Below are 22,946 nucleotides of genomic sequence, written 5' to 3'. Positions count from 1 at the left end.
GCGCACTCGACCTGCTCAACGAGGAGCAAGCATGCGTATCTTCTCTCGCCGCGCCCTCTCCGCGGCGATCGCCACGGTTTCCTGTCTGGCCCTGGTGGCACCCGGCGCCTCCGCCGCGTCCTTCTACGATCCCCCGTCCCCGCTCCCGGCCGGCAGCGACGGTGACGTCATCCGGCACGAGACGTCGACGTTCTACATCGATCCGGTCAAGCTGATCAAGGCCGACGCGGACGTGCAGCGGATCATGTACCGCAGCACCGATACGCACGGTTCGCCGATCGCCGTCACCGGCACGGTGCTGACCCCGCGCTCGGCGTGGCACGGCGCCGGCGTCCGTCCGATCGTCTCCTACGCCGTCGGCACGCAGGGCGAAGGCGACGACTGCGCTCCGTCGAAAGCGCTTGCCGCCGGGTTCGAGTACGAGGGCCCGTTCATCGCCGGGCTGCTGACGCGGGGCTACGGCGTCGTCGTCACCGACTACGAAGGGCTCGGCACACCGGGCGACCACACGTACGTCAACCGGGCCGCCGAGGGACACGCGGTGCTCGACGCGATCCGCGCGGCGCAGCGGCTGCCGGAGGCGGGCCTGCCGGACGACGGCCCGGTCGCGATCGCGGGCTACTCCCAGGGCGGCGGCGCGTCGGCCGCGGCGGCGGAGCTGCAGCCGAGCTACGCGCCCGAGCTGAAGCTGAAGGGCGCGTACGCGGGCGCGGTGCCGGCGGACCTGGCTTCGGTGGCCAAGAACCTCGACGGCCACTACGCGGTCGGGTTCCTGGGGTTCGCGCTGGTGAGCATGAACTACGCGTACCCGGAGCTGAACATCCCGGCGCTGCTCAACGCGCGGGGCAAGCAGCTGTTCGAGCAGGTCCGGACCGAGTGCACGGTGGAGGCGATCGCCGCGCACGCGTTCACGCAGTCGTCGACGTTGACGACCGATGGCCGCTCGCTCACCGCGTACCTCGGCGAGGAGCCGTATGCGTCACGGGTGGCGGAGCAGAAGATCGGGCGGCTGAAGCCGTCGGCGCCGGTGCTGATCGTCCACAGCGCGCTCGACGACATCGTGCCCTACGCGCAGGACCGCGACCTGGGCCGGACGTGGTGCGGCAAGGGCGTGAAGGTGCAGTTCAGCACGTCACTGGTGCCGACCCACGTGCTGACGGCGGTACGCGCGTTCCCGGAAGCGTTCGCATGGCTGGAGGCGCGCTTCGCCGGCCTGCCCGCGTTGAGTAACTGCGGCCTGTTCTGAGGTCTGCCGTAGGCCGTGAATGGCACATTGAGGGACTAAGTGTCCGTGAATGTGCCATTCACGGACTTGGGTCACTTGAGGCCGGTGGCTTCCGCGGCGGCGGGGTCGGAGTCGGCGAGGAACGTGCGGCAGCGGTCGTACTCCTCGGTCTCGCCGATCTTCCCGGCGGCCTTGCCGAGCACGGCGAGAGCGCGCAGGAACCCCTGGTTGGGGCGGTGGGACCACGGCACCGGGCCGAAGCCCTTCCAGCCGGCGCGGCGCAGCTGGTCGAGACCCCGGTGGTAGCCGGTGCGGGCGTACGCGTACGCGGCGACCGTCTCACCCGCGTCGAAGGCCTTCTCGGCGAGCGAAGCCCACGCCTCGCTGTAGTCGGGGTGTTCGGCGGCGACGGCGGCCGGGTCGGTCCCGGCGTCCAGCGCGGCCTGGGCGGCGGTGTGCTCGGGCAGCAGCGTCGGCTCGGGGCCGAGCAGGTTGTGCGTCATGCCGCCCATTCTGCCCACCCCCGCGAGTCAGAAGAACAGGCCCGCGAGAACCCCGCCGCCGGCCAGGATCAGAGCGCCGACCAGGACGGCGGCCACAACTCGTTTCGGCATCATGGCGGCACACCATGCCAACCGAGGCACGCCGGAGGCAAATCCGCCACCCCTAAGGGTGAACCCGGGCGCGAAGCGCCTCCGTTGAGGGTGGTGGCGGGGAAGAAGGTAGGGGGAATCCCCATTTTCGCGTCTTTCGCCACGGTCCTGACCCGCTCGTGACCATGACCGGCCATGATGTCCCGCATGGCCAAGGCAGTCGACGTCCCGGTGGACGTGATCCCGCGCAGTCCGATCGGCAAGACGCGGCTGTTCTTCACGCGGCACTGGCACCGCGGCGCCCCCGGGCAGCCGACGCCGGACTGGGTGCTCCGGTTCTGCTACGGGATGTGGCTGGCGGCGTTCGCGTTCAAGCTGCTGGGCTCGTCGTGGGACATGTCGTGGCACTTCATGTGGCTGCGCGACGACCTGGCGCCGCCGCACCTGATCAACACGGTCGGCACGGTGATCATCGTCGTGCTGGTGGCGATCCACAGCTACACGGGCCTGGGCGCGGACAAGACGTCGCTGCGCCTGATGCAGATCGGGCTCTTGACGTTCCTGGTGGCGGCCCCGCTGGACGTCATCAACCACCGCGTCAACGGTCTCGACCTGACGGCGTGGAGCCCGTCCCACATGATGTTGTACCTGGGCACGGGCATCATGCAGGCGGGCGTCCTGCTGGGCTGGCTCCGGCTGTCCCCGCCGGGCCGCTTCCGGACGGGCGTGCTGCTCGCGCTGTGGGCGTTCTTCCTGGAGAACACGTTCTTCCCGAACGGCCAGCAGGAGTACGGGATCCTGGGGCTGCGCGCGTGGGAGCGCGGTGCGCCGGAGGCCGAGCCGTCGCTGCTTTCGTTCGCGGCCAACCAGATCGGCCACCCGGTCGACCGGACGGCGATCCTGCACTTCACGATGCCGATCCCGGAGTGGGTGTACCCGCTGTGGGGCATCGGGGTGATGGCGTTGATCTTGGTGTTGGCCCGCCGCACACTGGGTTTCCGCTGGGCTGCTTCTGCGGTGGCGCTGGCGTATGTGGCCTATCGGTCGGTGATGTGGCCGCTGCTGCTCGGGCTGGGGTTCCCGGTGTCGACGGTGCCGTTCTACCTGCTGTTCGTGGGGTTGGCGGTGGACTTGGCGTTCGCGATGTCTTCCGGAGTGCTGCGGGCCGGCGCGGGTGCGCTGCTGGTGACGGCGTTCGGGTACGGGGCGTTTTGGGTGCAGTCGCAGTTCCGGCCGTGGGTCTTGGGCGACGCGCACACGGAGTCGGCCCCGCCGGTGGCGTACTGGACGGCTTTGGTGGTGCTGGGCGGGGTGTTCGCCCTCTGGGCAGCGGCCGGTCCGGCTTCCCGGCGGTGGTCCGCAAGGCGGGTAACCGCGTAGCACACAGTGCTACACTCGCTTGGTGAACGTCATCAGCCAGCGGGAGTTCCGGAACAACTCGGCCGCGATCATGGACGCGGTCGAAGCCGGCGAGACGTACCACGTCACCCGCAACGGCGTGGAGATCGCCGAACTGCGACCGGTGTCCCGCCGGAAGCGGTTCACCGCGGCCGAGCTGGTCGAGCGCCACAAGCGACTGCCGCGGGTCGACGCCGCCGAGCTGCGGCGAGATGCCGACGAGTTCTTCGGCGACGATCGCCTCAGCGATGACGACAACCCCTGGGAACGCAAGCGTGGCTGAACGTCACGTCGCCGGAGTGCTCGACACCTGCACCTACATCGAGCTCGACACCCTGGACCCGCAGTCCCTTCCGGACTTCCCGGAGATCACCGCGGTGACCATGGCCGAGCTCTACCAAGGCGTCGTCATGACGGTGGACCCGGCCACGAAAGCGATGCGGAACGAGCAACTAGGCGCGGCCATCGTCGAATTCACCCCGTTGCCGTTCGATGGCGAGGCCGCCGCTCGTTACGGCACGCTGGTCGCGCTGACGGTGGCCGCGGGCCGGTCACCTCGACCGCGCCGGATGGACCTGATGATCGCCGCGATCGCCTCCGTGCACGGCCTGCCGTTGTACACCCGCAACGCGAAGGACTTCCGCGGTCTCGAGAGCCTGCTGGAAGTCGTCGAAGTCTGAACACGACGAAGGGGCGGCACTTTCACGTGAAAGTGCCGCCCCCTTCGCGCGTGACTACTTGACCTTCGTGCCCGCCGAGCCCAGCGCCTGGCAAGCTTCGACGACCCGCTGAGCCATCCCGGCCTCAGCGGCCTTCAGGTACGACCGCGGGTCGTAGACCTTCTTGTTGCCGACCTCGCCGTCGATCTTCAGCACGCCGTCGTAGTTCTTGAAGAAGTGGTCCACGATCGGGCGCGTGAACGCGTACTGCGTGTCCGTGTCGACGTTCATCTTCACCACGCCGTACGACACCGCCTCGCGGATCTCCTCCGGGAGGGAGCCCGAGCCGCCGTGGAAGACCAGCTCGAACGGCTTCGAACCCGCGTCCAGGCCGAGCTTCTTCGACGCCGCCTCCTGGCCGCCCTTCAGCACGTCCGGGCGGAGCTTCACGTTGCCCGGCTTGTACACGCCGTGGACGTTGCCGAACGTCGCCGCCAGCAGGTAGCGGCCGCGGTCGCCCGAACCGAGCGCGTCGATCGTCTTCAGGAAGTCGCCCTCGGCGGTGTACAGCTTCTCGTTGATCTCCGCCTCGACGCCGTCTTCCTCGCCGCCGACGACGCCGATCTCGACCTCGAGGATGATCTTCGCGGCCGCCGTCTTGGCGAGCAGCTCCGCGGCGATCTCGAGGTTCTCGTCGAGGTCGATCGCCGAACCGTCCCACATGTGGGACTGGAACAGCGGGTTCTGGCCGTTCTTGACGCGCTCGGCCGAGATCTCGATCAGCGGGCGGACGAAGCCGTCCAGCTTGTCCTTCGGGCAGTGGTCGGTGTGCAGCGCGACGTTGACGTCGTACTTCGCCGCGACGACCTGCGCGAACTCGGCCAGCGCGGTCGCGCCGACGACCATGTCCTTGACCTTCTGGCCGGAGGCGAACTCCGCGCCGCCGGTGGAGAACTGGATGATCCCGTCGCTCTCCGCCTCGGCGAACCCGCGGATGGCGGCGTTCACGGTCTCGGACGAGGTCACGTTGATGGCCGGGTAAGCGAACTCGTTCGCCTTCGCCCGGTCCAGCATCTCCGCGTAGACCTCGGGGGTCGCGATGGGCATCGGTATTCCTCCTTGGCAGGGATGGGTCCCGACCGCATCGTACGAGGTGTACCGCCGCCGCACACCGGTCCCCGCGCAGAAACTTTTCCGCACGTCGGATCGGTTCAGAAGGGGGTGCGTCCGGCCGCCGGGCGCACCGGCGGCCGGACGGAGATCACAGCAGCTCGGCGGCCAGCGCGCGGTAGCCCGGCCACGGGTCCTCGTTCAGCACCTGGACGACGACCTGGTCCGCCCCCGCGTCCAGGTGGGCCGACAGGCCACGCGCGATCGTCGCCGCGTCGCCGTGCAGGGCCAGCGCGTCGACCAGCCGGTCGCTGCCCTCGCCCTCCAAATCGGAGTCCGTGAAGCCGAGTTTCCGCAGGTTGGCGACGTAGTTCGACAGCCCCAGGTAGTACTTGACGGTGTTGCGGCCGATCGCCCGCGCCTCCGCCGCGTCGGTCGACAAAACGACCTTGTGCTCCGGCGCCAGCAGCGGGCCCTCGCCGAGGATTTCGCGCGTCGAGCGAGTGTGCTTCGGCGTCGTCAGGTACGGGTGCGCCCCCGCCGTACGCTCACCCGACAGCGCCACCACCTTCGGGCCCAACGCCGCCAACGCGCGCCCGGCGACCGGCACGCCCGCCGCGTCCAGGCCGTCCAGGTAGTCGACCAGAGCCGCGTACGGCTTCTTGTACTCCTTCGTCGCTTCGCGGTGGCCCGCGCCGACGCCCAGCAGGAAGCGGTCCGGGTGCTTCGCCGCGATGCGCTCGTAGACGCGGGCGATGTCCGCCGGCTCGTCCTGCCAGATGTTCACGATGCCGGTCGCTATGACCAGGGAGTCCGTCGCCTCCAGGATGCCGTCCACCGACGCCAGGTCGTCGGCGCCGGGCGAGCCGCCCAGCCAAATCGCCCCGTAGCCGAGCTTCTCCGCCTCCGCCGCGAACTTCGCGTCCACGTTGGCGTGGTACCGCCAGATTCCGAGCTTGCCCAGTTCGATAGCCATGGAACACTCCAACGCGTGGGACGGCGATTTTCCTCCCGCTCCCGGCGAATTACTGTCGAAGACATGACCAAGCTGGGAAACACCGACCTCGACGTGTACGGGCTCAACCTCGGCGGCAACGTCTTCGGCTGGACGGCGGACGAGCCGCAGTCGTTCGCCGTGCTCGACGCCTACACCGCGGCCGGTGGCAATTTCGTGGACACCGCCGACCTCTACGGCGGCGGGGGCGGCTCCGAGGAGATCCTCGGCAACTGGCTGGCCGCCCGCGGCAACCGGGACGACGTCGTCGTCGCGACCAAGGTCGGCATGTGGGACGGCCGGCCGGGCCTGTCCGCGAAGAACATCCAGGCCGCGGCCGAGGACTCGCTGCGCCGCCTCAAGACCGACCACATCGACCTCTACTACGCGCACCGGGACGACCCGGACACCCCGCTCGAAGAGACACTGACCGCGTTCGACGCGCTGGTCCGCGCGGGCAAGGTCCGCCACCTCGGCGCGTCCAACTACAGCGCCGAGCGGCTCGCCGACGCACTGTCCATTTCGGACAAGAACGGCCTCGCGCGCTACGCCGTGCTGCAGCCGCACTACAACCTCGTCGAGCGGGACTACGAACGCGACCTCGCCCCGCTCGTCGAGCGCGAAGGCCTGGTCACCCTGCCCTTCTTCGCGCTCGCGAAGGGCTTCCTGACCGGCAAGTACCGCACGAAGGACCACAACGTCGACAGCCCGCGCGCCGCCCGCGCGGAGTCCTATTTGGACGGACACGGCGAGCGCGTGCTCGCGAAACTCGACGAAGTGGCGGCAGCGCACGGAACCTCGGTAGCCGCGGTGTCGCTCGCGTGGCTCCGGCAGCAGCCCACGGTCGCCGCGCCGATCGCCAGCGCCCGCACGACCGAGCAGCTCACCGACCTGATCGCCTCGGTCACCCTGACGCTGACCCCGGACGAAGTAGCGTCACTTTTGTAGGGAAAGTGGCGCCTACTCTTGGGTAGCTTACTGCGGGTAAGTTGGGGTACGGTGCCCTCAAGTGACGTCTAGGAGGGCACCGTGGCCAACCCGTTTTCGCTGCTGAGCGGCACCAAGAAGGTCGACGGCAAGGTCGTGCTGATCACCGGCGCGGCCCGCGGCATCGGCGCCGGCCTGGCCGAGCGGCTCGCCGCGCGCGGCGCGAAGGTCGCCCTCGTCGGCCTCGAAGCCGACGAGCAGAAGAAGGTCGCCGACCGCATCGGACCCAACGCGCACGCCTGGGAAGCCGACGTCACTAGCTGGGACGCCCTGGAGAAGGCCACCAAGGGCGTCGTCGAGCACTTCGGCGGCATCGACATCGTCATCGCGAACGCCGGCATCGCGACCGCGGGCTTCGTCCGCTCGGTCGACCGCGCCGCGTTCGAGAAGGTGATCGAGGTCGACCTGCTCGGCGTCTGGCGCACGTTCCGCGTCACGCTCCCGCACGTCATCGAGCGCAAGGGCTACCTGCTCGCCATCTCCAGCCTCGCCGCGATCACGCACGCGCCGGGCATGGCGAACTACTCCGCCGCGAAGGCCGGCGTCGAAGCCTTCTCCAACAGCCTCCGCGCCGAGGTCGCCCACCTGGGCGTCAAGGTCGGCGTCGCGCACCCGACGTGGATCCGCACCGACCTCGTCGAAAGCGCCGACGCCCACCCCGTGTTCGGCAAGCTCCGCGCGTCCATGCCGGGCCTGATCGGCAAGACCTACCCCCTGGAAGTCGCCCTCGACGACCTCGAAGCCGGCATCCTCAAGCGCGCCCGGACCATCCACGTGCCGCGCTGGGTCGGCGGCCTCAAGCTGCTCCGCGCGTTCCTCCCGCCGATCATCGAAATCGGCTCCCGCAGCCGGGTACCTTCGGCGGACAAGGCCGCGCTGGCCGACATCGAGGCGCGCGGCGCGTTCGAGTCGGCGGTCACCGGCCACGGCGGCCGGGCCGCCACCAAGGGGTGAAGATGTCCCGTCGTGACCAGATCCGGATGACCGACGACGAAGTGCGCGCGTACTTCGCCGAGCAGAAGGTCATCAACGTCGCCAGCGTCGGCCCCAACGGCCGCCCGCACCTCGCGCCGCTCTGGTACTACCCGCACGAGGACGGCGGCGTCGCGACCTGGACGTACGGCACCTCGCAGAAGGCGAAGAACCTCCGCCGCCTGCCGGAGGCGACGGTGCTCATCGAGGACGGCGACAGCTACGAGAAGCTCCGCGGCGTCTCGCTCGAGGCCGACGTCGAGATCATCGAGGACACCGAAGAAGTCACCCGGATGGGCATCACGCTCATGCAGCGGTACGCGGGCGCGAAGCCGGGCGACCCGGTTCCCGACGAACTCAAGGGCTTCATCGCAGGTCAGGCGCCGAAACGCATCGGACTGGTCTTCCGGCCGACGAAGGTCGTCAGCTGGGACCACACGAAGCTCGGCGGGACGTACTGATCGGTAGGTAGTACTTCCAAGTAACTGTTACCTGAGGTAACGTCATCTGGGCAGTTTCCTCGAGGCAGCGGAGGCCGACAGATGACCGAGCGGTTCAAGGTCGTGATAGTGGGCACCGGGTTTTCCGGGCTCGGCCAGGCGATCCAGCTCGAAAAGGCCGGCATCCGGGACTACGTGATCCTGGAGAAGGCCACCGAGGTGGGTGGCACCTGGCGCGACAACTCCTACCCCGGGTGCGCGTGCGACGTGCAGTCGCACATGTACTCGTTCTCGTACGAGCAGAACCCGGACTGGTCGCGGTCGTTCTCGCCGCAGCCGGAGATCTTCGACTACCTCAAGGGTGTCGCGGACAAGTACCGGCTGCGCGAGAAGATCCGGTTCGGCGTCGAGCTCACCGGCGCCCACTGGGACGAGCGCGAACGCCGCTGGACGGCGACCACGAAGGACGGCCGCGAGTTCGTCGCGCAGTTCCTCGTCTCCGGGGTCGGCGGGCTGCACATCCCGCAGGTCCCCGAGCTGCCCGGGATCAAGGAGTTCAAGGGCCAGACCTGGCACTCCGCGCAGTGGAACCACGAATACGACCTGCGCGGCAAGAAGGTCGCCGTCGTCGGAACCGGTGCCAGCGCCGTCCAGTTCGTCCCGAAGATCGCCCCCGACGTCGCCGAGCTGACGCTCTTCCAGCGCACGCCGCCGTGGATCATGCCGAAGCCCGACCACGCGATGCCGGGCTGGGCGCAGACGCTGTTCAAGCGCGTGCCCGGCGCCCAGCGCCTCTACCGCAACGCGCTGTACTGGCTGCTCGAAGCGCGCGCCATCGGCTTCAACGGCCACCCGGCGATCATGAAGGCCGGCGAGCTGATCGCGAAGCGCAACATCGCGAAGGGCATCCAGGACCGCGCGCTGCGCAAGAAGGTCACGCCGGACTACACCATGGGCTGCAAGCGCGTCCTGATCTCCAACGACTACTACCCGGCGCTGGGCCGGCCGAACGTCGACGTCAACACCTCCGGCGTCAAGGAGGTCAAGGCGCACTCGATCGTCGATTCCGCCGGCGTCGAGCACGAGGTCGACGCGATCATCTACGGCACCGGGTTCAAGGTCACCGACGCGCTCGAGTACCTGGACATCACCGGTGTCGACGGCCGCGACCTCGCCAAGGAATGGGCCGCCGAAGGGATGCAAACGCACAAGGGCATCTCCGTGTCCGGCTTCCCGAACCTGTTCTTCCTGCTCGGCCCGAACACCGCGCTGGGCCACAACTCCGTCGTGTTCATGATCGAGTCGCAGTCGCGGTACGTCGTCGACGCGATCAAGCTCGCCGACTCCCGCGACGCCGCCGCGCTCGACGTCCGGCCCAGTGTGCAGGACAAGTTCCAGCGGGAGATCCAGGACAAGCTGGTCAAGGGCGTCTGGACGCAGGGTGGCTGCAAGAGCTGGTACCTCGACGCCAAGGGCGTCAACCGGACGATCTGGCCCGGCTTCACCTGGCGCTACTGGCTGGAGACGCGCAAGGTCGACCCCGCGGACTACGAACTGTCCGGCCGCTCGTCATGACCGCCGAGGACGAGCAGCTCGTCCTGCACGCGCGGGACGTGAAGTTCGACTGGGCGGCGCTGCCGATGCACTGGGTCCCCGGCGAACCGCAGGTCACGCACACCATCAACGTCCTGCACCTGGCGCTGCCCGAAGGTGAGCGCTGGTTCGTCGAGGTGTTCAAGCAGGCGGTGCCGCTGATCCGGGACGAGCGGCTCAAGGCCGACGTCCTCGGGTTCATCGGCCAGGAGGCGGTGCACGCCGAGGCCCACGACGGCGCGGCGACGCACCTCGAGGCCGCGGGCGTTCCGATGCGGCCGTTCATCGCGCAGATGGAGTGGCTGTTCCGGAAGCTGCTCGGCGACCGCGACCTGACCGGGCGCGCGGCCGAGGAGTGGCTGGTCGAACGGCTCGGGATCGTCGCCGCGATCGAGCACTACACGGCGTTCCTCGGCCAGTGGGTGCTCGACGCGCCCCTGGAGGACGCCGGCGCCGACCCGGTGATGCTCGACCTGCTGCGCTGGCACGGCGCCGAAGAGGTCGAACACCGGTCGGTCGCGTTCGACCTCTTCATGCACCTCGACGGCCGGTACACGCGACGCGTGCGCAGCATGGCGGCGGTGACGCCGGTGCTGGCGTGGGTGTTCGCGCGCGGCACGCGATATCTGATGCATAACGATCCGACGCGCCCGGGACGTGCTTCGCTGCGGGGTTACCGCCGCGCGGCGAAGCGGGGATTGCTGCCCAGCGGACGTCAGCTGCTGCGCGAAATCCGGCCGTACTTCCGGAAGTCGTACCACCCGACGGAGACGGGGAGCACCGAGCAGGCGGTGACCTACCTCGCGAGTTCCCCGGCTGCCCGGGCCGCCGGATGAAGCTTTCACGTGAAAGCTGCGACCTGGGCGCGGAGCTTTCACGTGAAAGCTCCGCTCCGGGGTGGCCGACCCGGCTGGATGGGAGTGGCCGGACCGACCATCTGATGTCCACTTTGGTCGGTGTTGTGGGCGCTTATCGCCGGATGTCGCAATTAAGCGGGCGACGGCGACCACCCGTGCGCGCGATCGACCGGAACCTGTCTCTGGTGGTCGAAGAGGTGCGGTCCGAAGCCGAGGGCGTCGTGAGCCTGCGGCTGGCGAACGGCGGCCCGCTGCCGGGCTGGCGACCGGGGGCGCACGTCGACCTCGTGCTGCCATCGGGCCTGGTCCGGCAGTACTCCCTCTGCGGCGATCCGGCCGAAACGGATCATTACCGCATCGCCGTGCGGAAGATCGGCGTCGCGTCCGCCGAGGTCCACGCGCTCTCGCCGGGCACGCGGGTGACCGTCCGGGGCCCGCGGACCGCGTTCCCCTTCGTCGGCGGCGGGCCGTTCCTGTTCATCGCCGGCGGCATCGGGATCACGCCGATCCTGCCGATGGTCCGCCGAGCCGCCGCGATGGGCGCCGACTGGCGGCTGGTCTACACCGGTCGCAGCCGCGCATCGATGCCGTTCCTCGACGGACTGCCGGACGACGACCGCGTCCGGATCCGCCCCGACACCGAGTACGGCATCCCGGCGTCGGGCGCGGAACTGCTGGCAGATCTGCCCGAAGGGGCAGCGGTGTACTGCTGCGGCCCGGTGCCGATGATCACCGGTGTCCGCGTCGACCTGGCGCTGACCGGCGCGAAAGCCGTGCACTTCGAGCGGTTCGCCCCGCCGCCGATCGTCGCCGGCGAGCCGTTCCAGCTGACTTTGCGCAGGTCAGGGCAAGTACTCCAGGTCCCGGGCGACCGGAGCGCCCTCGACGTCCTCCTCGAAGCGCGGCCCGCGACGCCGTATTCGTGCCGCCAGGGCTTCTGCGGGACGTGCGCGGTGCCGGCGGCCGACGGCTCGTCGATGCGGATCTGCGTCGACCGCGGCACCACCGTGCTCGACCTATGACTCCTGCGGGATCCAGGCGCCGATGACCGGCTTGAACTCGCGGATCGACCGCTCGGCGACGACCCCCTCCAGGAAGTACGGGTCCTGGTCGATCGTCTCCTTGAGGTGCGCCTCGTCGTCGGCCTGGTAGAGCGTGAGGCCGCCGGTGCCGTCGCCGAGCGGGCCGGCGACCGCCACCCGGCCTTCCGCGGCGAGCTTCGAGAGGAACTCGCGGTGCCGCGGCCGGACGTCCGGCATCTTCTCCTGGACGTAGGTGATTTCGACGAGGAACCAGGCCATGGGGGCTCTCCGGGGTCGGGCGGGCGGTACGCGTCCGAACCTACCCGTCTCGTGACGGGCGATCTGTGGCGACGGCAAGCCAACCCGATAGGCTGGGCGTGCGTCAGTACCTGTGTGAGCGCTGTGAATACCGTGAACCTGCTGACGCGACACACCGTGCAAACCGGGGTCGAGGACAGGCAGGGGTTCATGCTCGAGGGCAATGCGGAACGCAGCGTCGAGGCGACCCTCGGCCACCTGCGGGTCATGGACGGTCCGGCCCCGGCGCAGACGCCGACACCGCTGACCCTCGAAGACCTCTACCGCCAGCACCGCATGCGGCTGGTCCGGCTGGCGATTCTGCTGGTCGACGAGCCCGCGACCGCGGAAGACGTAGTCCAGGAGGCCTTCACCGGCCTGCACCGCAACTGGGGGCGCCTCCGGGACGCCGCGGCCGCGGTCGGCTATCTGCGCACGGCCGTGGTCAACGGGTCGCGCAGCGTGCTGCGCCGGCGCAAGACCGCGCGGGAGTACGTGCCGCCGCACGCGGTCAACGCGCGGTCCGCGGAGAGCCTCGCGATGCTCTCCAGCGAGCACCAGGCCGTCGTGTCCGCATTGTCCAAACTGCCGCCCCGCCAGCGCGAAGTGCTGGTGCTGCGTTACTACGGTGGGCTGAGCGAGGCCGAAATCTCTGAGGCCGCAGGCATTTCCAAGGGTACCGTTAAGTCGACCGCCAGCCGGGCGCTCGAGGCACTCCAGAAGGCCATGCAGGCCCCACAGTGACCCGGGTGGACCATTCCGATCACTGAGTCGTATCACCATGCTTGGTCCAGACCAATATATGCTGGGGTGCGTGAGAGGCGCCGGAGATTTCGTGATCATGGGCGGCCGGGTCGCTGCCCCGGACCGTGTACTCGACGACGGCTGGGTAGCCGTCTCCGACGGGCGGATCGCCGGCGTGGGTTCCGGGACCCCGCCGTCGGGCGAACACGTCGACGTCGGTGGGGCACTGGTCGTGCCCGGGTTCATCGACACCCACTGCCACGGCGGGGGAGGTGCTTCGTTCACCTCCCTCGATCCCGAGGAACTCCTGACGGCGGTGCGAGCGCACCGCCGTCACGGCACCACGACCATGCTCGCCAGCCTGGTGTCCGACCCGGTGGACATCCTGCGTGACCAGGTCGCGGCGCTGCGCGAGCTCGTCCAGGACGGCGAGGTCGCGGGCATCCACCTGGAGGGGCCGTTCATCTCGAAGGCCCGCTGCGGGGCGCACGACCCGGAGACGCTGCTGGAGCCGGACACCGGCACGGTGGACAAGCTCCTGCGCGCCGGCCAGGGCGCGATCCGGATGGTCACCATCGCCCCCGAGCTGCACGGCGGCATCAAGGCCGTCCGGCAGCTCGCGGAGTCGGGTGTCATCGCCGCCATCGGGCACACCGACGGCGTCGAGGAGCAGCTGCTGCCGGCCATCGACGCGGGCGCGACGGTCGCGACCCACCTGTTCAACGGCATGCGGCCGCTGCACCACCGCGAACCGGGCCCGGTCGGGGCACTGCTCGATGACGAGCGCATCACGATCGAGCTCATCTGCGACCTCGTCCACCTGCACCCGACCGTCGTGCGGCTGGCCGCGAAGCACGCGGGCCGCAACCGGACGGTGCTCATCACGGACGCGATGTCGGCCACCGACGCCGCGGACGGCCGCTACACGCTGGGCCGGCTGGAGGTCGACGTCCACGACGGCGTCGCCACCCTCGCCGACAACGGCTCGCTGGCCGGCAGCACCCTGACGATGGACACCGCCTTCCGCAATCTGGTCGGGGGTGCGAAACTCGGCATCCTCGACGCGGTGCACGCGACGTCGCAACGGCCCGCCGAGCTGCTCGGCATCGCCGACCGCACGGGGATGCTGTGCCCGGGGTACGTGGCCGACATCGTCGTCCTCGACCAGGACCTGCGGCCCGCGAAGGTGCTGCGCCGGGGTGAATGGGTCGCCGAGGTGGGTACGGCTACCTTGAGTACCTGAGTTTCCGGAACGAGGACGGGCGGAGATGAGCGAGCCGAAGGACCCCGAGCAGTTGCTGGCGGACGCCCTTCGCGCGCAAGCCGTCTTCGCCCCTTCGGCGTCGCCGACGCCGGCGTCGCCGCCGTCGCGGGAGCCGGCGACGGACGCCGTCCCGACCAGCGCGATCAACGAGCTGCCGTCGGCATACGGGCTGCTGTCCGGCGCGAGCGCGGACTCGCTGGAGCGCGAGCGGGCGGCGCTGGACCCGGTCGCCGAGGCCCCGACGGCCTACACCGCGCCACCTCCGCCGCCGCCGCCACGGCAGTCGGCGCAGCTGCCCGCGTACTGGATCCTGTTGCTGGCGGTGCTGCTGGGCCTCGCCGCGGGGTCCGTGGTGGGCCTGCTCACGCTGGTCTGACCGGGTCTCAGTAACGACTCAGGGTGACCCTGTACCGTTTTTGGGGTGATTCTCGCCCAGAGCACGGTCAACACGATGTCGCTGCTGCCGTCATGGCTGGACCCGAACGTCCTCCTCGACGGTGTGGCCGGCCCGGCTGTCGCCGTCCTGTGTCTCATCATCTTCATCGAAAGCAGCATCTTCCCGGTGCTGCCCGGTGACTCGCTGCTGTTCACCGCCGGCCTGCTCATAGCGAACGGCAAGCTCCTGCCGCTCTGGCTGGTTTGCGTCCTGGTGACCGTGGCCGCGCTGCTCGGCAACGTCGTGGGTTACTACCTCGGCTACTTCGTCGGTCCCAAGCTGTTCAGCAGGCCGGACTCCAAGTTCTTCAAGCGGGAACACATCGACCAGACGCACGCATTCCTGGAGAAGCACGGACCCAAGGCCGTCGTTCTGGCCCGGTTCGTGCCGTTCGTCCGGACGTTCATCACGTGGATCGCCGGCATCGGCCGCATGGATCCGAAGCGCTACTTCACGTACACGATCATCGGCGGCATCCTCTGGGCGGCGGGCATCACCGTGCTCGGCTACCTGCTGGGCGACATCCCGTTCATCGGCAAGAACATCGACGCGATCTTCGTGCTGATCGTCCTGATTTCGGTGGTCCCGATCGTGATCGAGTACTTGAAGTCGCGGCGCGAGAAGAAGGCGGCGCTGTCTTCGGCGGACCCCGAGGTGACGCAGCGGATCCCGCGGATCAAGGACTGACGCTCGGACTTGGAGGGCCCCACCGGTCGGCGGTGGGGCCCTTTTTTGTCGGACCCCCGCGGTAACGTGAAAACAGGGGTCCCCCGGGCGGGGACCCCTGTGGCAGTTCAGATGGTGGGCAGCCGGGTCGGGCAGGCCACACAGGCCAACGCGAACCGCTCGGACGACACCAGGACAACGCCCGGTCGCGCAGGGCCCTGGGCGAGGTCGCGAATGGCCCATTGGGGACCTCCGGCGCCGCGAATGCGACATTCGCGACGCGCGAGCGCAGCCGCCGCAGCTTGGGTGGCCGGCTCAGGTCATCGAGAACATCGATCCCGGGTTGAACAGGTTCCCCGGGTCCAGCGCCGCCTTGATCTGCCGGTGCACCCGCATCCCGACCGGCCCGATCTCCCGCTCCAGCCACTCCCGCTTGATCTTCCCGACCCCGTGCTCCCCGGTCACCGTCCCACCAAGCGACAGCCCGACCTCGAGGATCTCGTCGAACGCCTTCTGCGCCCGAGCGAACTCGTCGGCGTCATCGGGCTGGTAAACGATCGTCGGGTGCATGTTGCCGTCGCCCGCGTGCCCGACCACCGCGATCCGCAGCCCCACCTCGGAACTGATCTTCTCGCACCCGCGGATCAACTCCGCGATCCGCGTCCGCGGCACGCAGACGTCATCGGTCAGCCACTGTCCGTAGGTTTCCAGCGCCGTCAGCACGACCCGGCGAGCCTGCAGCAGCATCCGCCCCTCTTCGAGGTCTTCGGTCGTGTAGGCCAGGTCCGCCCCGCAGTCGACGCAGATCTGCTCCAGCGCCGCCAGCTCGCGGCGCGCGACCTCGCCACCCGCGTCCGACTGCCCCAGCAGCAACGCCTGGCAGTCCGATCCGGCACCCAGGTCCGTCTTCAAGTACGTCTCGGACGCCTTGATCGACGACGCGTCCATGATCTCCAGCAGCGACGGCACCAGTCCCTCCCGCACGACCCGCGCCACGGCCTCGCCGGCCGCCTCGGTCGTCGAGAAACCCGCGACCAGCGTCGCCGGCGCCTGGGGCAGCGGCTTCAGCTGGACCGTCGCCTGCGTGATCACGCCGAGCGTGCCCTCGCTGCCGACGAACAGCCGGGCCAGGTCGTAGCCCGCCACGCCCTTCACCGTCCGGCGGCCCGTCTTCAGCAGGGACCCGTCCGCCAGGACGACCTCCAAGCCCAGCACCGAGTCCGTCGTGACGCCGTACTTCACGCAGCACAGGCCGCCCGCGTTGGTCGACAGGTTGCCGCCGATCGTGCACCAGTCGTAGCTCGACGGGTCCGGCGGATAAAAGAGCCCGTGCTTCTCGACCGCGTTGCGGAAGTCCAGGTTGACGACGCCCGGCTGGACGACCGCCAGCCGGTTGCCCGGGTCGATCTCGACGATCTCGTTCAGCTTGGTCAGCGACAGCGTTACGCAGCCGTCGATCGCGTTCGCCGCGCCGGACAGGCCGCTGCCCGCCCCGCGCGGCACGATCGGCACCCCCGCCTCCGCGCACGCCTTGACGACGGCCTGCACCTCCTCGACGTTCGCGGGCAGCACCACCGCCAGGGGCTGCCCGGAGGGCGCCAGCGGCATCATGTCGCGCGCGTACGACGCCGTGACGTCGGTGTCGGTGAGCACCGCGCTCTTGCCGAGCAGGTCGCGCAGCCGGGTGACCAAAGCTTCGTCGCTCATGGCTTCAATGGTAAGCCCGGATACTCCGCACTGCGGAACTTCTATTTCAAAACCGCCCCTACCGGACCAGTCCCAGCAGCTTGTCCACGTGCACGCGGAGCAGCACTCGCTGGTCGCTGACCATCGCGGCGCGGTACTCGTCCCAGTCGGGGTGCTCGCCGGCTGCCCGGCGGTAGTAGTCGACGAGCGCCTCGACGGTCTCGTCGTCCGGTGAGGCCGCCGGTGCCGTGAGCGTCGCCGTCCCCTCCGCGACGACGTAACTCCAGCCGTCTTCGCTGCCCACGTGGTAGGTCACCCGCGGGTCGCGGCGCATGTTCTTCGTCTTCGCCCGGGTCTCGGTGATCGACGCGGTGATCGTGTCCGTCGCCGCGTCGTAGAGGTGCGTGATCGTGGACAGCTGGGGCCGCCCGTCGCGGCGGATCGTGGCCAGCACGCCGTTGCGGCGCGCGGCGAGGAAGTCCTTCAGCGCTGTGTCGTCCGTCATAGCTGTACCAACCGGGTGCCGCCGCGTTTGTTCCGCGGGCCGCCGGGAAACTGCTTGCGTGTGACAACTAAAGTGGGTTCCGACACATCGACCCGGCTCCCGCTTGCATAACCGGTGGTGAAGGCACATCCTTGCCTGAGGCAACTAGTTGCAGCCGCCAACCAACGCCGTGAAGGAACCCCATCCATGGCACCGAACAGCTCCGCCACCCGGCCCAACGCCGAACTGGACCTCGCCGACCAGCTCGGGCACGAGCTCGTGCGCCTGGTCCGCCTGATCAACAAGGCGAAGTCCCAGGTGTCCAAGCAGGGGCCCGACGGCATCGAGCGGGCGGCCTACGCGATCCTCTTCACCCTCATCCACGAGGGCCCGCAGCGCACCAGCCGGCTCGCCGAGTCGCTCCACTCCGAGATCTCCACGATCAGCAGGCAGTCGAGCTCGCTCGTCCAGCACGGCCTGGTCGAGCGCCAGGCCGACCCCGAAGACGGCCGGGCCTGCCTGCTCGCCCCGACCTCCGAGGGCATGCGGGTGTTCGAAGAGAACCGCAAGCAGCGCAACCAGTGGCTGGCCGAAGTGCTCGGGGACTGGACCGAAGGGGAGATCCAGACCTTGAACACGCTGTTCGGCCGGCTCAACACAGGTATCGAGAACCACTCTCCACAGCTGGCCGACGCGAGTGCGTCCGCCGGTGCACCGGCCAAGGGGGCCAACGCATGAGCACCACCACCCAGACGGCTCCGGTCGAGGTGAAGGAACCACCTCGCTTGAGCCACCGCCAGATCGTCACGATCCTGAGCGGCCTGATGTGCGGCATGTTCCTCGCCGCGCTGGACCAGACGATCGTCGGTACGTCGATCGTCAAGATCGCCAACGACCTGCACGGGTTCGACCTGCAGGCGTGGGCGACCACGGCGTACCTGATCACCTCGACGATCGTCACGCCGATCTACGGCAAGCTCTCCGACATCTACGGCCGCAAGCCGTTCTACCTGGCCGCGATCGGCATCTTCGTCGCCGGTTCCGCCGCGTCGACCTTCTCGACGTCGATGTACGAACTGGCCGCGTTCCGCGCGGTGCAGGGCCTCGGCGCCGGCGGTCTGATGTCGCTGGCCATGACCATCCTCGGCGACATCGTGCCGCCGCGTGAGCGCGCGAAGTACCAGGGCTACATCCTGGCCGTGTTCGGTCTGTCGACCGTGCTGGGCCCGGTGCTCGGTGGCTTCTTCGCCGGCATCGACAACCTGGCCGGCCTGCACGGCTGGCGCTGGGTCTTCCTGATCAACGTCCCGATCGGCATCATCGCGCTGTTCGTCGTGGCCAAGGTCCTGAACGTGCCGCACCAGCGCCACGAGCACAAGATCGACTGGTGGGGCGCGCTGACGCTGGTCGTCGCGGTCGTGCCGTTCCTGATCGTCGCCGAGCAGGGCCAGAAGTGGGGCTGGGGCGACGGCAAGGCGATCCTCTGCTACGTCGTGGGCGGCGTCGGCGTGATCTCGTTCATCCTGGTCGAGAAGCTGATGAAGGACGCCGCGCTGATCCCGCTCCGGCTGTTCAAGAACTCGACGTTCACCGTGGCGATCATCGGCGGCATCATCGTCGGTGTCGCGATGTTCGGCGCGATCACGATGATCCCGCAGTTCATGCAGGTCGTGCAGGGCTACACGCCGACCGAGTCCGGCTTGCTGATGCTGCCGCTGATGGCGGGCATCATGACCAGCTCGATCGTTTCGGGCCGGCTCACCGGGCGGACCGGGCGCTACAAGATCTTCCCGATCGTCGGCACCATCCTGATCGCCGGTGGCGCGTTCTTCTTCGCGCAGGTCAAGTACGACTCGCCGCTGTGGCACCCGCTCGTCGCGGCCGCCATCATCGGCCTCGGCCTCGGCCAGTGCATGCAGACGCTGATCATCGCGGTGCAGAACGCGGGTCCGCGCAGCGACATGGGCGTCTCGACCGCGTCGGCGACGTTCTTCCGCCAGATCGGTGGTACCGCCGGTGTCGCGATCTTCCTGACGGTCCTGTTCAACACCCTGCTGCCCAACATCACGAAGGCGTTCGGCGGCAAGCTGCCCGAGGGCGCCGGCGCGGGCATCGGCAGCCTGTCCGGGGACACCAGCGGCATCCAGAACCTGCCCGAGGCGATCAAGACGCCGGTGCTGATCGGCTTCACCGAGTCGATCACCACGGTGTTCTACATCGCGGGCGCGGTGGCGCTGCTGGCCACGGTCGTGCTGCTGTTCATGAAGGAGATCCCGCTGACCAACGCGGCCCCGGCCGCGGCGGCCATGGAGGGCGGCGAGGCGCTGCTCGAGGCGGACGACCACGCGGACGAGCCGACCGAGATCGTCGAGCCGGTCAAGCCGGTCGACCGCGAACCGGCCCTGGTCGGCGGCGGGCGGCACGCGCTGAGCACGAACGGGCACGGTGACTACCAGGCCGTTTCGGGTGCGCTGCCGATGACGAACTCCCTCGCGGACGCCGAGCTGGACACCCCGGTCGGCGCGGGTGGCGTGCCGGTGACCGGCCACGTCCGCCGTCAGGACGGCAGCCACGTCTCCGGCGCGGCGCTGACCCTGATCGACCAGCGCGGCCGTCAGGTCGCGCGGGCCACCGGCGCCGCGGACGGCAGCTACTCGGTGCCCAGCCAGGGCCCGGGCGCGTACGTCCTCATCGTGTCGGCCCACGGCCACCAGCCGCAGGCCTCCAGCGTCGTGATCAGCAACGGGCCGGCGACGGTCGACGTCACGCTCACCGGGTCCGGCGAGCTGACGGGCACCGTGAAGGCCGCGGCGACCGGCTCGCCGCTGGCGAACGTGACCGTGACGCTGACCGACGGCCGCGGCGAGGTGAACGGCGCGTTCATCACCACCACGGACGGCACCTACGCTTTCGTCGGGGTCGGCGCCGGGGCCTACACCCTGGTCGCGAGCGGCGCGGGCTACCGGCCGGTCGCGGTGACGCTGACCGTGCCCGACAGCGGCGTGCTGCGCCACGACGTCGAGCTGTCCAGCTCGGTGCAGCTGTCCGGCGTCGCGCGGACCGAGGGCGACCGGGTCGTCCCGGACGCGCGGATCACCGTGCTCGACGCCGAGGGCAACGTGGCGGCCGTGGCGCGGACCGACGCCGAAGGCCGGTACCTGGTCAGCGACCTGCCCGCGGGCGCGTACACCGTGGTCGCGAGCGGTTACCCGCCGGCGACCAGCCAGGTGGAGCTGACCGGCGGCGAGTCGGGCCACGACGTCCGGCTGAGCTACGACCAGGCCCTCGACGAGCTGGTCGACCGGTCATGAGCGGTCTGCGCGCGACGTTCCGGACGGCCGAGGGCTGGGCGGTGGAGCACGCGGTGCTCACCGTGACCGACCCGGCCGGCCGGCAGGTCGCCCGGCAGGCGGCCGACGTCCGCGGGGAGGTCGTCACCGACGGCCTCCCGGCGGGCACCTACACCGCCGTCGTCACGGCGGCCGGGTACACCCCGGTCGCCCGGATGACGCAGGTCGCCTCGGACGGCTCCGGCTCGCTCGGCGACGTCGTGCTGGCCCCGGTCGCGGAGGCGATCGACCTGCCGCCCGCCGGGCCGTGGGTCATCGACCCGATGCACTCGTCGGTGGTCGCGACCGCCCGGCACCTGGGCATCGCGAGCATCAAGGCGCGGTTCCCGGACGTGTCCGGCCGGATCGAGATCGGCCGCCCGGCCGAACGGTCGTCGGTGCACGCGGAGATCAAGGCGGCGAGCATCGACACGAACATCAAGATGCGCGACGACCACCTACGGTCGCCGGACTTCCTCGACGTCGACGTCCACCCGGTGATCACGTTCACGAGCACGGGGATGCGCCAGCGCGGTGTCGATTCGTGGACGCTGGTCGGCGACCTGACGCTGCACGGCGAGCGCCGCGAGATCGAGCTCGAGCTGACCTACGGCGGCTGGGGCCCGGACCCGTGGGGCGGCGTGCGCGTGGCGTTCCACGCCGAGACGACGCTGCACCGGAACGACTTCGCGATCAACTACAGCGCGATGGTCCGGGCCGGCGTCGCGGCGGTCGGCACGGTCGTGAAGGTCGAGCTGGACGTCGAAGCGGTGCAGGGCGAGTCACTGCCGCAGTTCTGAGGTCTTGTCCCGGGAAGGCCCTCTCACCGCTGGTGAGGGGGCCTTCACCGTTCGTAGAACCTGAATATTTCGGACAGCTCGATTCGACCGTTCGCCGTGGGGTGTTCACCTGGGCCACGTAGGCTCGCGGTGTGAACGTCGTGAGCATCGAGGCCGCGGGCGTCGGCGTGAGCTGGCTGGACACCGCCGGGCCGCTGCTCGTCTGGGTGATCGTGCTGAGCTTCGTGCTGGTCGAATGCGCGCTGATCATCGGGTTGTTCCTGCCCGGTGATTCGCTGCTGTTCGGGGCCGGCGTGGTGCTGGCGCAGCACGGTTCGGACGCGAACGCGTGGTTCCTCTCGGGGGCCGCGCTGATCGTCGCCGTGCTCGGCAACCAGATCGGTTACTACATCGGCCGCACGAGCGGGACCAAGCTGATCGCGAGGCGCGACGGCAAGGTGCTGAACCGCCAGGCCCTGGAACGCGCGCAGCGGTTCCTGGACCGCAAGGGGTTCTTCGCGATCGTGGCGGCCCGCTGGATCCCGTGGATCCGCACGCTTGCCCCGCTGATCGCGGGCGCGGCCCGGATGGACCCGCGCCGCTTCATGGCGGCGACGGCGCTGGGCGGGCTCCTGTGGGTGCCGACGCTGGTGCTGCTCGGCTACTACGGCGCGGGGCTGCTGGACGCCCTGCCGTGGCTGAAGACGGCGGCGCTGTGGGCCAGCATCGCGTTCTTCGTGGTGGGCACGGGCTACGGCGTGCTGCGCTACCGCCAGGAGATGCGCCGCCCGGTCGAAGAACGCGACGACGCCCGCGCCTGAGGCCTACAGGTCCGGGTCGGTCCAGATCTCGAGCTGGATGCCGTCCGGATCGCGGAACACCACGACCTTCGAGCCCTCGAACGTCCGCGAGGGCGCGGCCGGCAGGTACGACACCCCGAACTCCGCGAGGCGGCACTCCCATTCGGCCAGTTCGGCGGCCGACTGCACCCGGAAAGCGACGTGGTCGAGCCCGGTTCTGCGTTCGTCGAACCCGCGTCTGCCGGTGTCCGCGTGCTGGACCAGCACCACGGAGAACTCGTCCCCGGCGGACCGGAGCACGACCTTGCGCAGCCCCGTGTCCGGCTCTTCGCGCCGGGTGACCTCCTCGAGGTCCAGGACCCGCGCGTACCACGGCACGCTGCGGTCCACGTCGGTCACGGTGAGCGCGAGGTGGTGCACGGACATGAGTTTTGCCATGGCTTCCGAAGCCGTCCTTTCGCGTGGCGGCTCCCCAGAGTTGCACAGCGTTCGCCGGCCGAAACCGAGGTGACCAAGTCCGCGTCCGATCGTGATCTCGCCGTCTCCGGGCGTCTCAGCAGGCGGACACCGGTGACCGAAGGTCATTCGTAATTATCAGAGCGTGCCCGGAC

25 protein-coding genes are annotated in these 22,946 nt (G+C 69.5%); 18 read left to right on the top strand and 7 right to left on the bottom strand.

What is annotated here, in order from left to right; translation table 11 throughout:
- The first annotated feature begins 31 nt into the window (after positions 1-31).
- A complete protein-coding gene (locus BLV96_RS18780) occupies positions 32-1,246 on the top strand; it encodes a lipase family protein (RefSeq protein ID WP_086671826.1) in 1,215 nt (404 codons plus the stop codon).
- A gap of 71 nt (positions 1,247-1,317) precedes the next feature.
- Here BLV96_RS18780 and BLV96_RS18775 read toward each other — a convergent pair whose 3' ends face one another.
- Positions 1,318-1,728: a DUF3151 domain-containing protein gene (locus BLV96_RS18775; RefSeq protein WP_086671867.1), complete on the bottom strand. Its 411-nt coding sequence runs from the start codon at positions 1,726-1,728 to the stop codon at positions 1,318-1,320.
- Between the two features lie 297 nt (positions 1,729-2,025).
- On the opposite strand from BLV96_RS18775, the gene BLV96_RS18770 reads away from it, so the two are divergent.
- The 3 genes from BLV96_RS18770 to BLV96_RS18760 are packed head-to-tail and all read left to right on the top strand — an operon-like array spanning position 2,026 to position 3,896.
- A complete protein-coding gene (locus tag BLV96_RS18770; protein ID WP_208608261.1) occupies positions 2,026-3,198 on the top strand; it encodes a hypothetical protein in 1,173 nt (390 codons plus the stop codon).
- Between the two features lie 22 nt (positions 3,199-3,220).
- Entirely contained in the window at positions 3,221-3,499 is a 279-nt protein-coding gene (locus BLV96_RS18765) for a type II toxin-antitoxin system Phd/YefM family antitoxin (protein WP_086671822.1), read from the top strand.
- Positions 3,492-3,896 (top strand): type II toxin-antitoxin system VapC family toxin, encoded by a 405-nt coding sequence (locus BLV96_RS18760; protein WP_086671820.1) that lies wholly within the window; start codon positions 3,492-3,494, stop codon positions 3,894-3,896. The genes BLV96_RS18765 and BLV96_RS18760 overlap by 8 nt, the downstream gene beginning before the upstream one ends.
- Before the next feature lie 54 nt (positions 3,897-3,950).
- Here the strand turns inward: BLV96_RS18760 and fbaA are convergent, their stop codons facing one another.
- Both fbaA and BLV96_RS18750 read right to left on the bottom strand, forming a co-directional pair.
- On the bottom strand, positions 3,951-4,982 hold the full coding sequence (gene fbaA / locus BLV96_RS18755; protein ID WP_086671818.1) for a class II fructose-bisphosphate aldolase: 1,032 nt from the start codon (positions 4,980-4,982) through the stop codon (positions 3,951-3,953).
- Between the two features lie 154 nt (positions 4,983-5,136).
- Positions 5,137-5,961: an LLM class F420-dependent oxidoreductase gene (locus tag BLV96_RS18750; RefSeq protein ID WP_086671816.1), complete on the bottom strand. Its 825-nt coding sequence runs from the start codon at positions 5,959-5,961 to the stop codon at positions 5,137-5,139.
- Positions 5,962-6,024: 63 nt separating this feature from the next.
- On the opposite strand from BLV96_RS18750, the gene BLV96_RS18745 reads away from it, so the two are divergent.
- From BLV96_RS18745 to BLV96_RS49900, 6 genes are all read left to right on the top strand, one after another.
- The gene (locus BLV96_RS18745) at positions 6,025-6,927 is read left to right on the top strand and encodes an aldo/keto reductase (RefSeq protein WP_086671814.1); all 903 of its coding nucleotides are present in this window, start codon (positions 6,025-6,027) and stop codon (positions 6,925-6,927) included.
- An 81-nt stretch (positions 6,928-7,008) separates the two neighbouring features.
- On the top strand, positions 7,009-7,920 hold the full coding sequence (locus BLV96_RS18740) for an SDR family oxidoreductase (protein WP_086671812.1): 912 nt from the start codon (positions 7,009-7,011) through the stop codon (positions 7,918-7,920).
- A 2-nt stretch (positions 7,921-7,922) separates the two neighbouring features.
- A complete protein-coding gene (locus BLV96_RS18735) occupies positions 7,923-8,399 on the top strand; it encodes a pyridoxamine 5'-phosphate oxidase family protein (protein WP_086671810.1) in 477 nt (158 codons plus the stop codon).
- A gap of 81 nt (positions 8,400-8,480) precedes the next feature.
- Positions 8,481-9,953 (top strand): flavin-containing monooxygenase, encoded by a 1,473-nt coding sequence (locus BLV96_RS18730; RefSeq protein ID WP_086671808.1) that lies wholly within the window; start codon positions 8,481-8,483, stop codon positions 9,951-9,953.
- Positions 9,950-10,807, top strand: coding sequence for a metal-dependent hydrolase (locus BLV96_RS18725; RefSeq protein ID WP_086671806.1), 858 nt, complete (start codon positions 9,950-9,952; stop codon positions 10,805-10,807). Before BLV96_RS18730 ends, BLV96_RS18725 begins: the two co-directional genes overlap by 4 nt.
- A gap of 104 nt (positions 10,808-10,911) precedes the next feature.
- Positions 10,912-11,850 carry a PDR/VanB family oxidoreductase gene (locus BLV96_RS49900; protein WP_244180308.1) on the top strand — a complete coding sequence of 313 codons (939 nt, stop codon included), beginning with the start codon at positions 10,912-10,914 and terminating at the stop codon, positions 11,848-11,850.
- Here BLV96_RS49900 and BLV96_RS18710 read toward each other — a convergent pair.
- A complete protein-coding gene (locus tag BLV96_RS18710) occupies positions 11,845-12,129 on the bottom strand; it encodes a YciI family protein (RefSeq protein WP_086671804.1) in 285 nt (94 codons plus the stop codon). The genes BLV96_RS49900 and BLV96_RS18710 overlap by 6 nt on opposite strands.
- 189 nt (positions 12,130-12,318) lie before the next feature.
- On the opposite strand from BLV96_RS18710, the gene BLV96_RS18705 reads away from it, so the two are divergent.
- The 4 genes from BLV96_RS18705 to BLV96_RS18690 all read left to right on the top strand — a co-directional run bounded on the left by BLV96_RS18705 (position 12,319) and on the right by BLV96_RS18690 (position 15,278).
- Positions 12,319-12,891, top strand: coding sequence for an RNA polymerase sigma factor (locus tag BLV96_RS18705; protein WP_167379675.1), 573 nt, complete (start codon positions 12,319-12,321; stop codon positions 12,889-12,891).
- Between the two features lie 91 nt (positions 12,892-12,982).
- Positions 12,983-14,134, top strand: a complete 1,152-nt coding sequence (gene nagA / locus BLV96_RS18700) for an N-acetylglucosamine-6-phosphate deacetylase (RefSeq protein WP_086671800.1) — start codon at positions 12,983-12,985, stop codon at positions 14,132-14,134.
- Positions 14,135-14,159: 25 nt separating this feature from the next.
- Complete coding sequence (locus BLV96_RS18695) at positions 14,160-14,531, top strand: hypothetical protein (protein WP_086671797.1); 372 nt, start codon at positions 14,160-14,162, stop codon at positions 14,529-14,531.
- A 45-nt stretch (positions 14,532-14,576) separates the two neighbouring features.
- Entirely contained in the window at positions 14,577-15,278 is a 702-nt protein-coding gene (locus tag BLV96_RS18690) for a DedA family protein (RefSeq protein ID WP_086671795.1), read from the top strand.
- A gap of 294 nt (positions 15,279-15,572) precedes the next feature.
- On the opposite strand, the gene BLV96_RS18685 is transcribed toward BLV96_RS18690, so the two are convergent.
- The gene (locus BLV96_RS18685) at positions 15,573-16,964 is read right to left on the bottom strand and encodes an FAD-binding oxidoreductase (RefSeq protein ID WP_086671791.1); all 1,392 of its coding nucleotides are present in this window, start codon (positions 16,962-16,964) and stop codon (positions 15,573-15,575) included.
- Between the two features lie 58 nt (positions 16,965-17,022).
- Positions 17,023-17,448: a PPOX class F420-dependent oxidoreductase gene (locus BLV96_RS18680; protein WP_086671789.1), complete on the bottom strand. Its 426-nt coding sequence runs from the start codon at positions 17,446-17,448 to the stop codon at positions 17,023-17,025.
- A 186-nt stretch (positions 17,449-17,634) separates the two neighbouring features.
- On the opposite strand from BLV96_RS18680, the gene BLV96_RS18675 reads away from it, so the two are divergent.
- The 4 genes from BLV96_RS18675 to BLV96_RS18660 all read left to right on the top strand — a co-directional run bounded on the left by BLV96_RS18675 (position 17,635) and on the right by BLV96_RS18660 (position 22,356).
- A complete protein-coding gene (locus BLV96_RS18675; protein ID WP_086671787.1) occupies positions 17,635-18,165 on the top strand; it encodes a MarR family winged helix-turn-helix transcriptional regulator in 531 nt (176 codons plus the stop codon).
- Positions 18,162-20,738, top strand: a complete 2,577-nt coding sequence (locus tag BLV96_RS18670; RefSeq protein ID WP_086671785.1) for an MFS transporter — start codon at positions 18,162-18,164, stop codon at positions 20,736-20,738. Before BLV96_RS18675 ends, BLV96_RS18670 begins: the two co-directional genes overlap by 4 nt.
- Positions 20,735-21,556: a YceI family protein gene (locus BLV96_RS18665; protein ID WP_086671783.1), complete on the top strand. Its 822-nt coding sequence runs from the start codon at positions 20,735-20,737 to the stop codon at positions 21,554-21,556. Before BLV96_RS18670 ends, BLV96_RS18665 begins: the two co-directional genes overlap by 4 nt.
- 131 nt (positions 21,557-21,687) lie before the next feature.
- On the top strand, positions 21,688-22,356 hold the full coding sequence (locus BLV96_RS18660; protein WP_086671780.1) for a DedA family protein: 669 nt from the start codon (positions 21,688-21,690) through the stop codon (positions 22,354-22,356).
- 3 nt (positions 22,357-22,359) lie between these two features.
- Here the strand turns inward: BLV96_RS18660 and BLV96_RS18655 are convergent, their stop codons facing one another.
- Positions 22,360-22,773 (bottom strand): VOC family protein, encoded by a 414-nt coding sequence (locus BLV96_RS18655; protein WP_086671778.1) that lies wholly within the window; start codon positions 22,771-22,773, stop codon positions 22,360-22,362.
- Positions 22,774-22,946 lie beyond the last annotated feature (173 nt).

The sequence above is a fragment of the Amycolatopsis pretoriensis genome (genome assembly GCF_900107925.1).
Lineage (GTDB): Bacteria > Actinomycetota > Actinomycetes > Mycobacteriales > Pseudonocardiaceae > Amycolatopsis > Amycolatopsis pretoriensis.
Note: the sequence above shows the minus strand (reverse complement) of the source record. Positions and strands in the feature narration are given on the sequence as shown.

Bases quoted from the DNA above. Each gene is read 5' to 3' on its own strand.
- BLV96_RS49900 (WP_244180308.1), top strand. From the start codon at position 10,912: ATGTCCACTTTGGTCGGTGTTGTGGGCGCTTATCGCCGGATGTCGCAA.
- BLV96_RS18735 (WP_086671810.1), top strand. From the start codon at position 7,923: ATGTCCCGTCGTGACCAGATCCGGATGACCGACGACGAAGTGCGCGCG.
- BLV96_RS18780 (WP_086671826.1), top strand. From the start codon at position 32: ATGCGTATCTTCTCTCGCCGCGCCCTCTCCGCGGCGATCGCCACGGTT.
- BLV96_RS18685 (WP_086671791.1), bottom strand. From the start codon at position 16,964: ATGAGCGACGAAGCTTTGGTCACCCGGCTGCGCGACCTGCTCGGCAAG.
- BLV96_RS18665 (WP_086671783.1), top strand. From the start codon at position 20,735: ATGAGCGGTCTGCGCGCGACGTTCCGGACGGCCGAGGGCTGGGCGGTG.
- BLV96_RS18770 (WP_208608261.1), top strand. From the start codon at position 2,026: ATGGCCAAGGCAGTCGACGTCCCGGTGGACGTGATCCCGCGCAGTCCG.
- BLV96_RS18750 (WP_086671816.1), bottom strand. From the start codon at position 5,961: ATGGCTATCGAACTGGGCAAGCTCGGAATCTGGCGGTACCACGCCAAC.
- BLV96_RS18695 (WP_086671797.1), top strand. From the start codon at position 14,160: ATGAGCGAGCCGAAGGACCCCGAGCAGTTGCTGGCGGACGCCCTTCGC.
- BLV96_RS18670 (WP_086671785.1), top strand. From the start codon at position 18,162: ATGAGCACCACCACCCAGACGGCTCCGGTCGAGGTGAAGGAACCACCT.
- BLV96_RS18730 (WP_086671808.1), top strand. From the start codon at position 8,481: ATGACCGAGCGGTTCAAGGTCGTGATAGTGGGCACCGGGTTTTCCGGG.
- fbaA (WP_086671818.1), bottom strand. From the start codon at position 4,982: ATGCCCATCGCGACCCCCGAGGTCTACGCGGAGATGCTGGACCGGGCG.
- BLV96_RS18705 (WP_167379675.1), top strand. From the start codon at position 12,319: ATGCTCGAGGGCAATGCGGAACGCAGCGTCGAGGCGACCCTCGGCCAC.
- BLV96_RS18675 (WP_086671787.1), top strand. From the start codon at position 17,635: ATGGCACCGAACAGCTCCGCCACCCGGCCCAACGCCGAACTGGACCTC.
- BLV96_RS18655 (WP_086671778.1), bottom strand. From the start codon at position 22,773: ATGGCAAAACTCATGTCCGTGCACCACCTCGCGCTCACCGTGACCGAC.
- BLV96_RS18680 (WP_086671789.1), bottom strand. From the start codon at position 17,448: ATGACGGACGACACAGCGCTGAAGGACTTCCTCGCCGCGCGCCGCAAC.
- BLV96_RS18710 (WP_086671804.1), bottom strand. From the start codon at position 12,129: ATGGCCTGGTTCCTCGTCGAAATCACCTACGTCCAGGAGAAGATGCCG.
- BLV96_RS18745 (WP_086671814.1), top strand. From the start codon at position 6,025: ATGACCAAGCTGGGAAACACCGACCTCGACGTGTACGGGCTCAACCTC.
- BLV96_RS18725 (WP_086671806.1), top strand. From the start codon at position 9,950: ATGACCGCCGAGGACGAGCAGCTCGTCCTGCACGCGCGGGACGTGAAG.
- BLV96_RS18775 (WP_086671867.1), bottom strand. From the start codon at position 1,728: ATGACGCACAACCTGCTCGGCCCCGAGCCGACGCTGCTGCCCGAGCAC.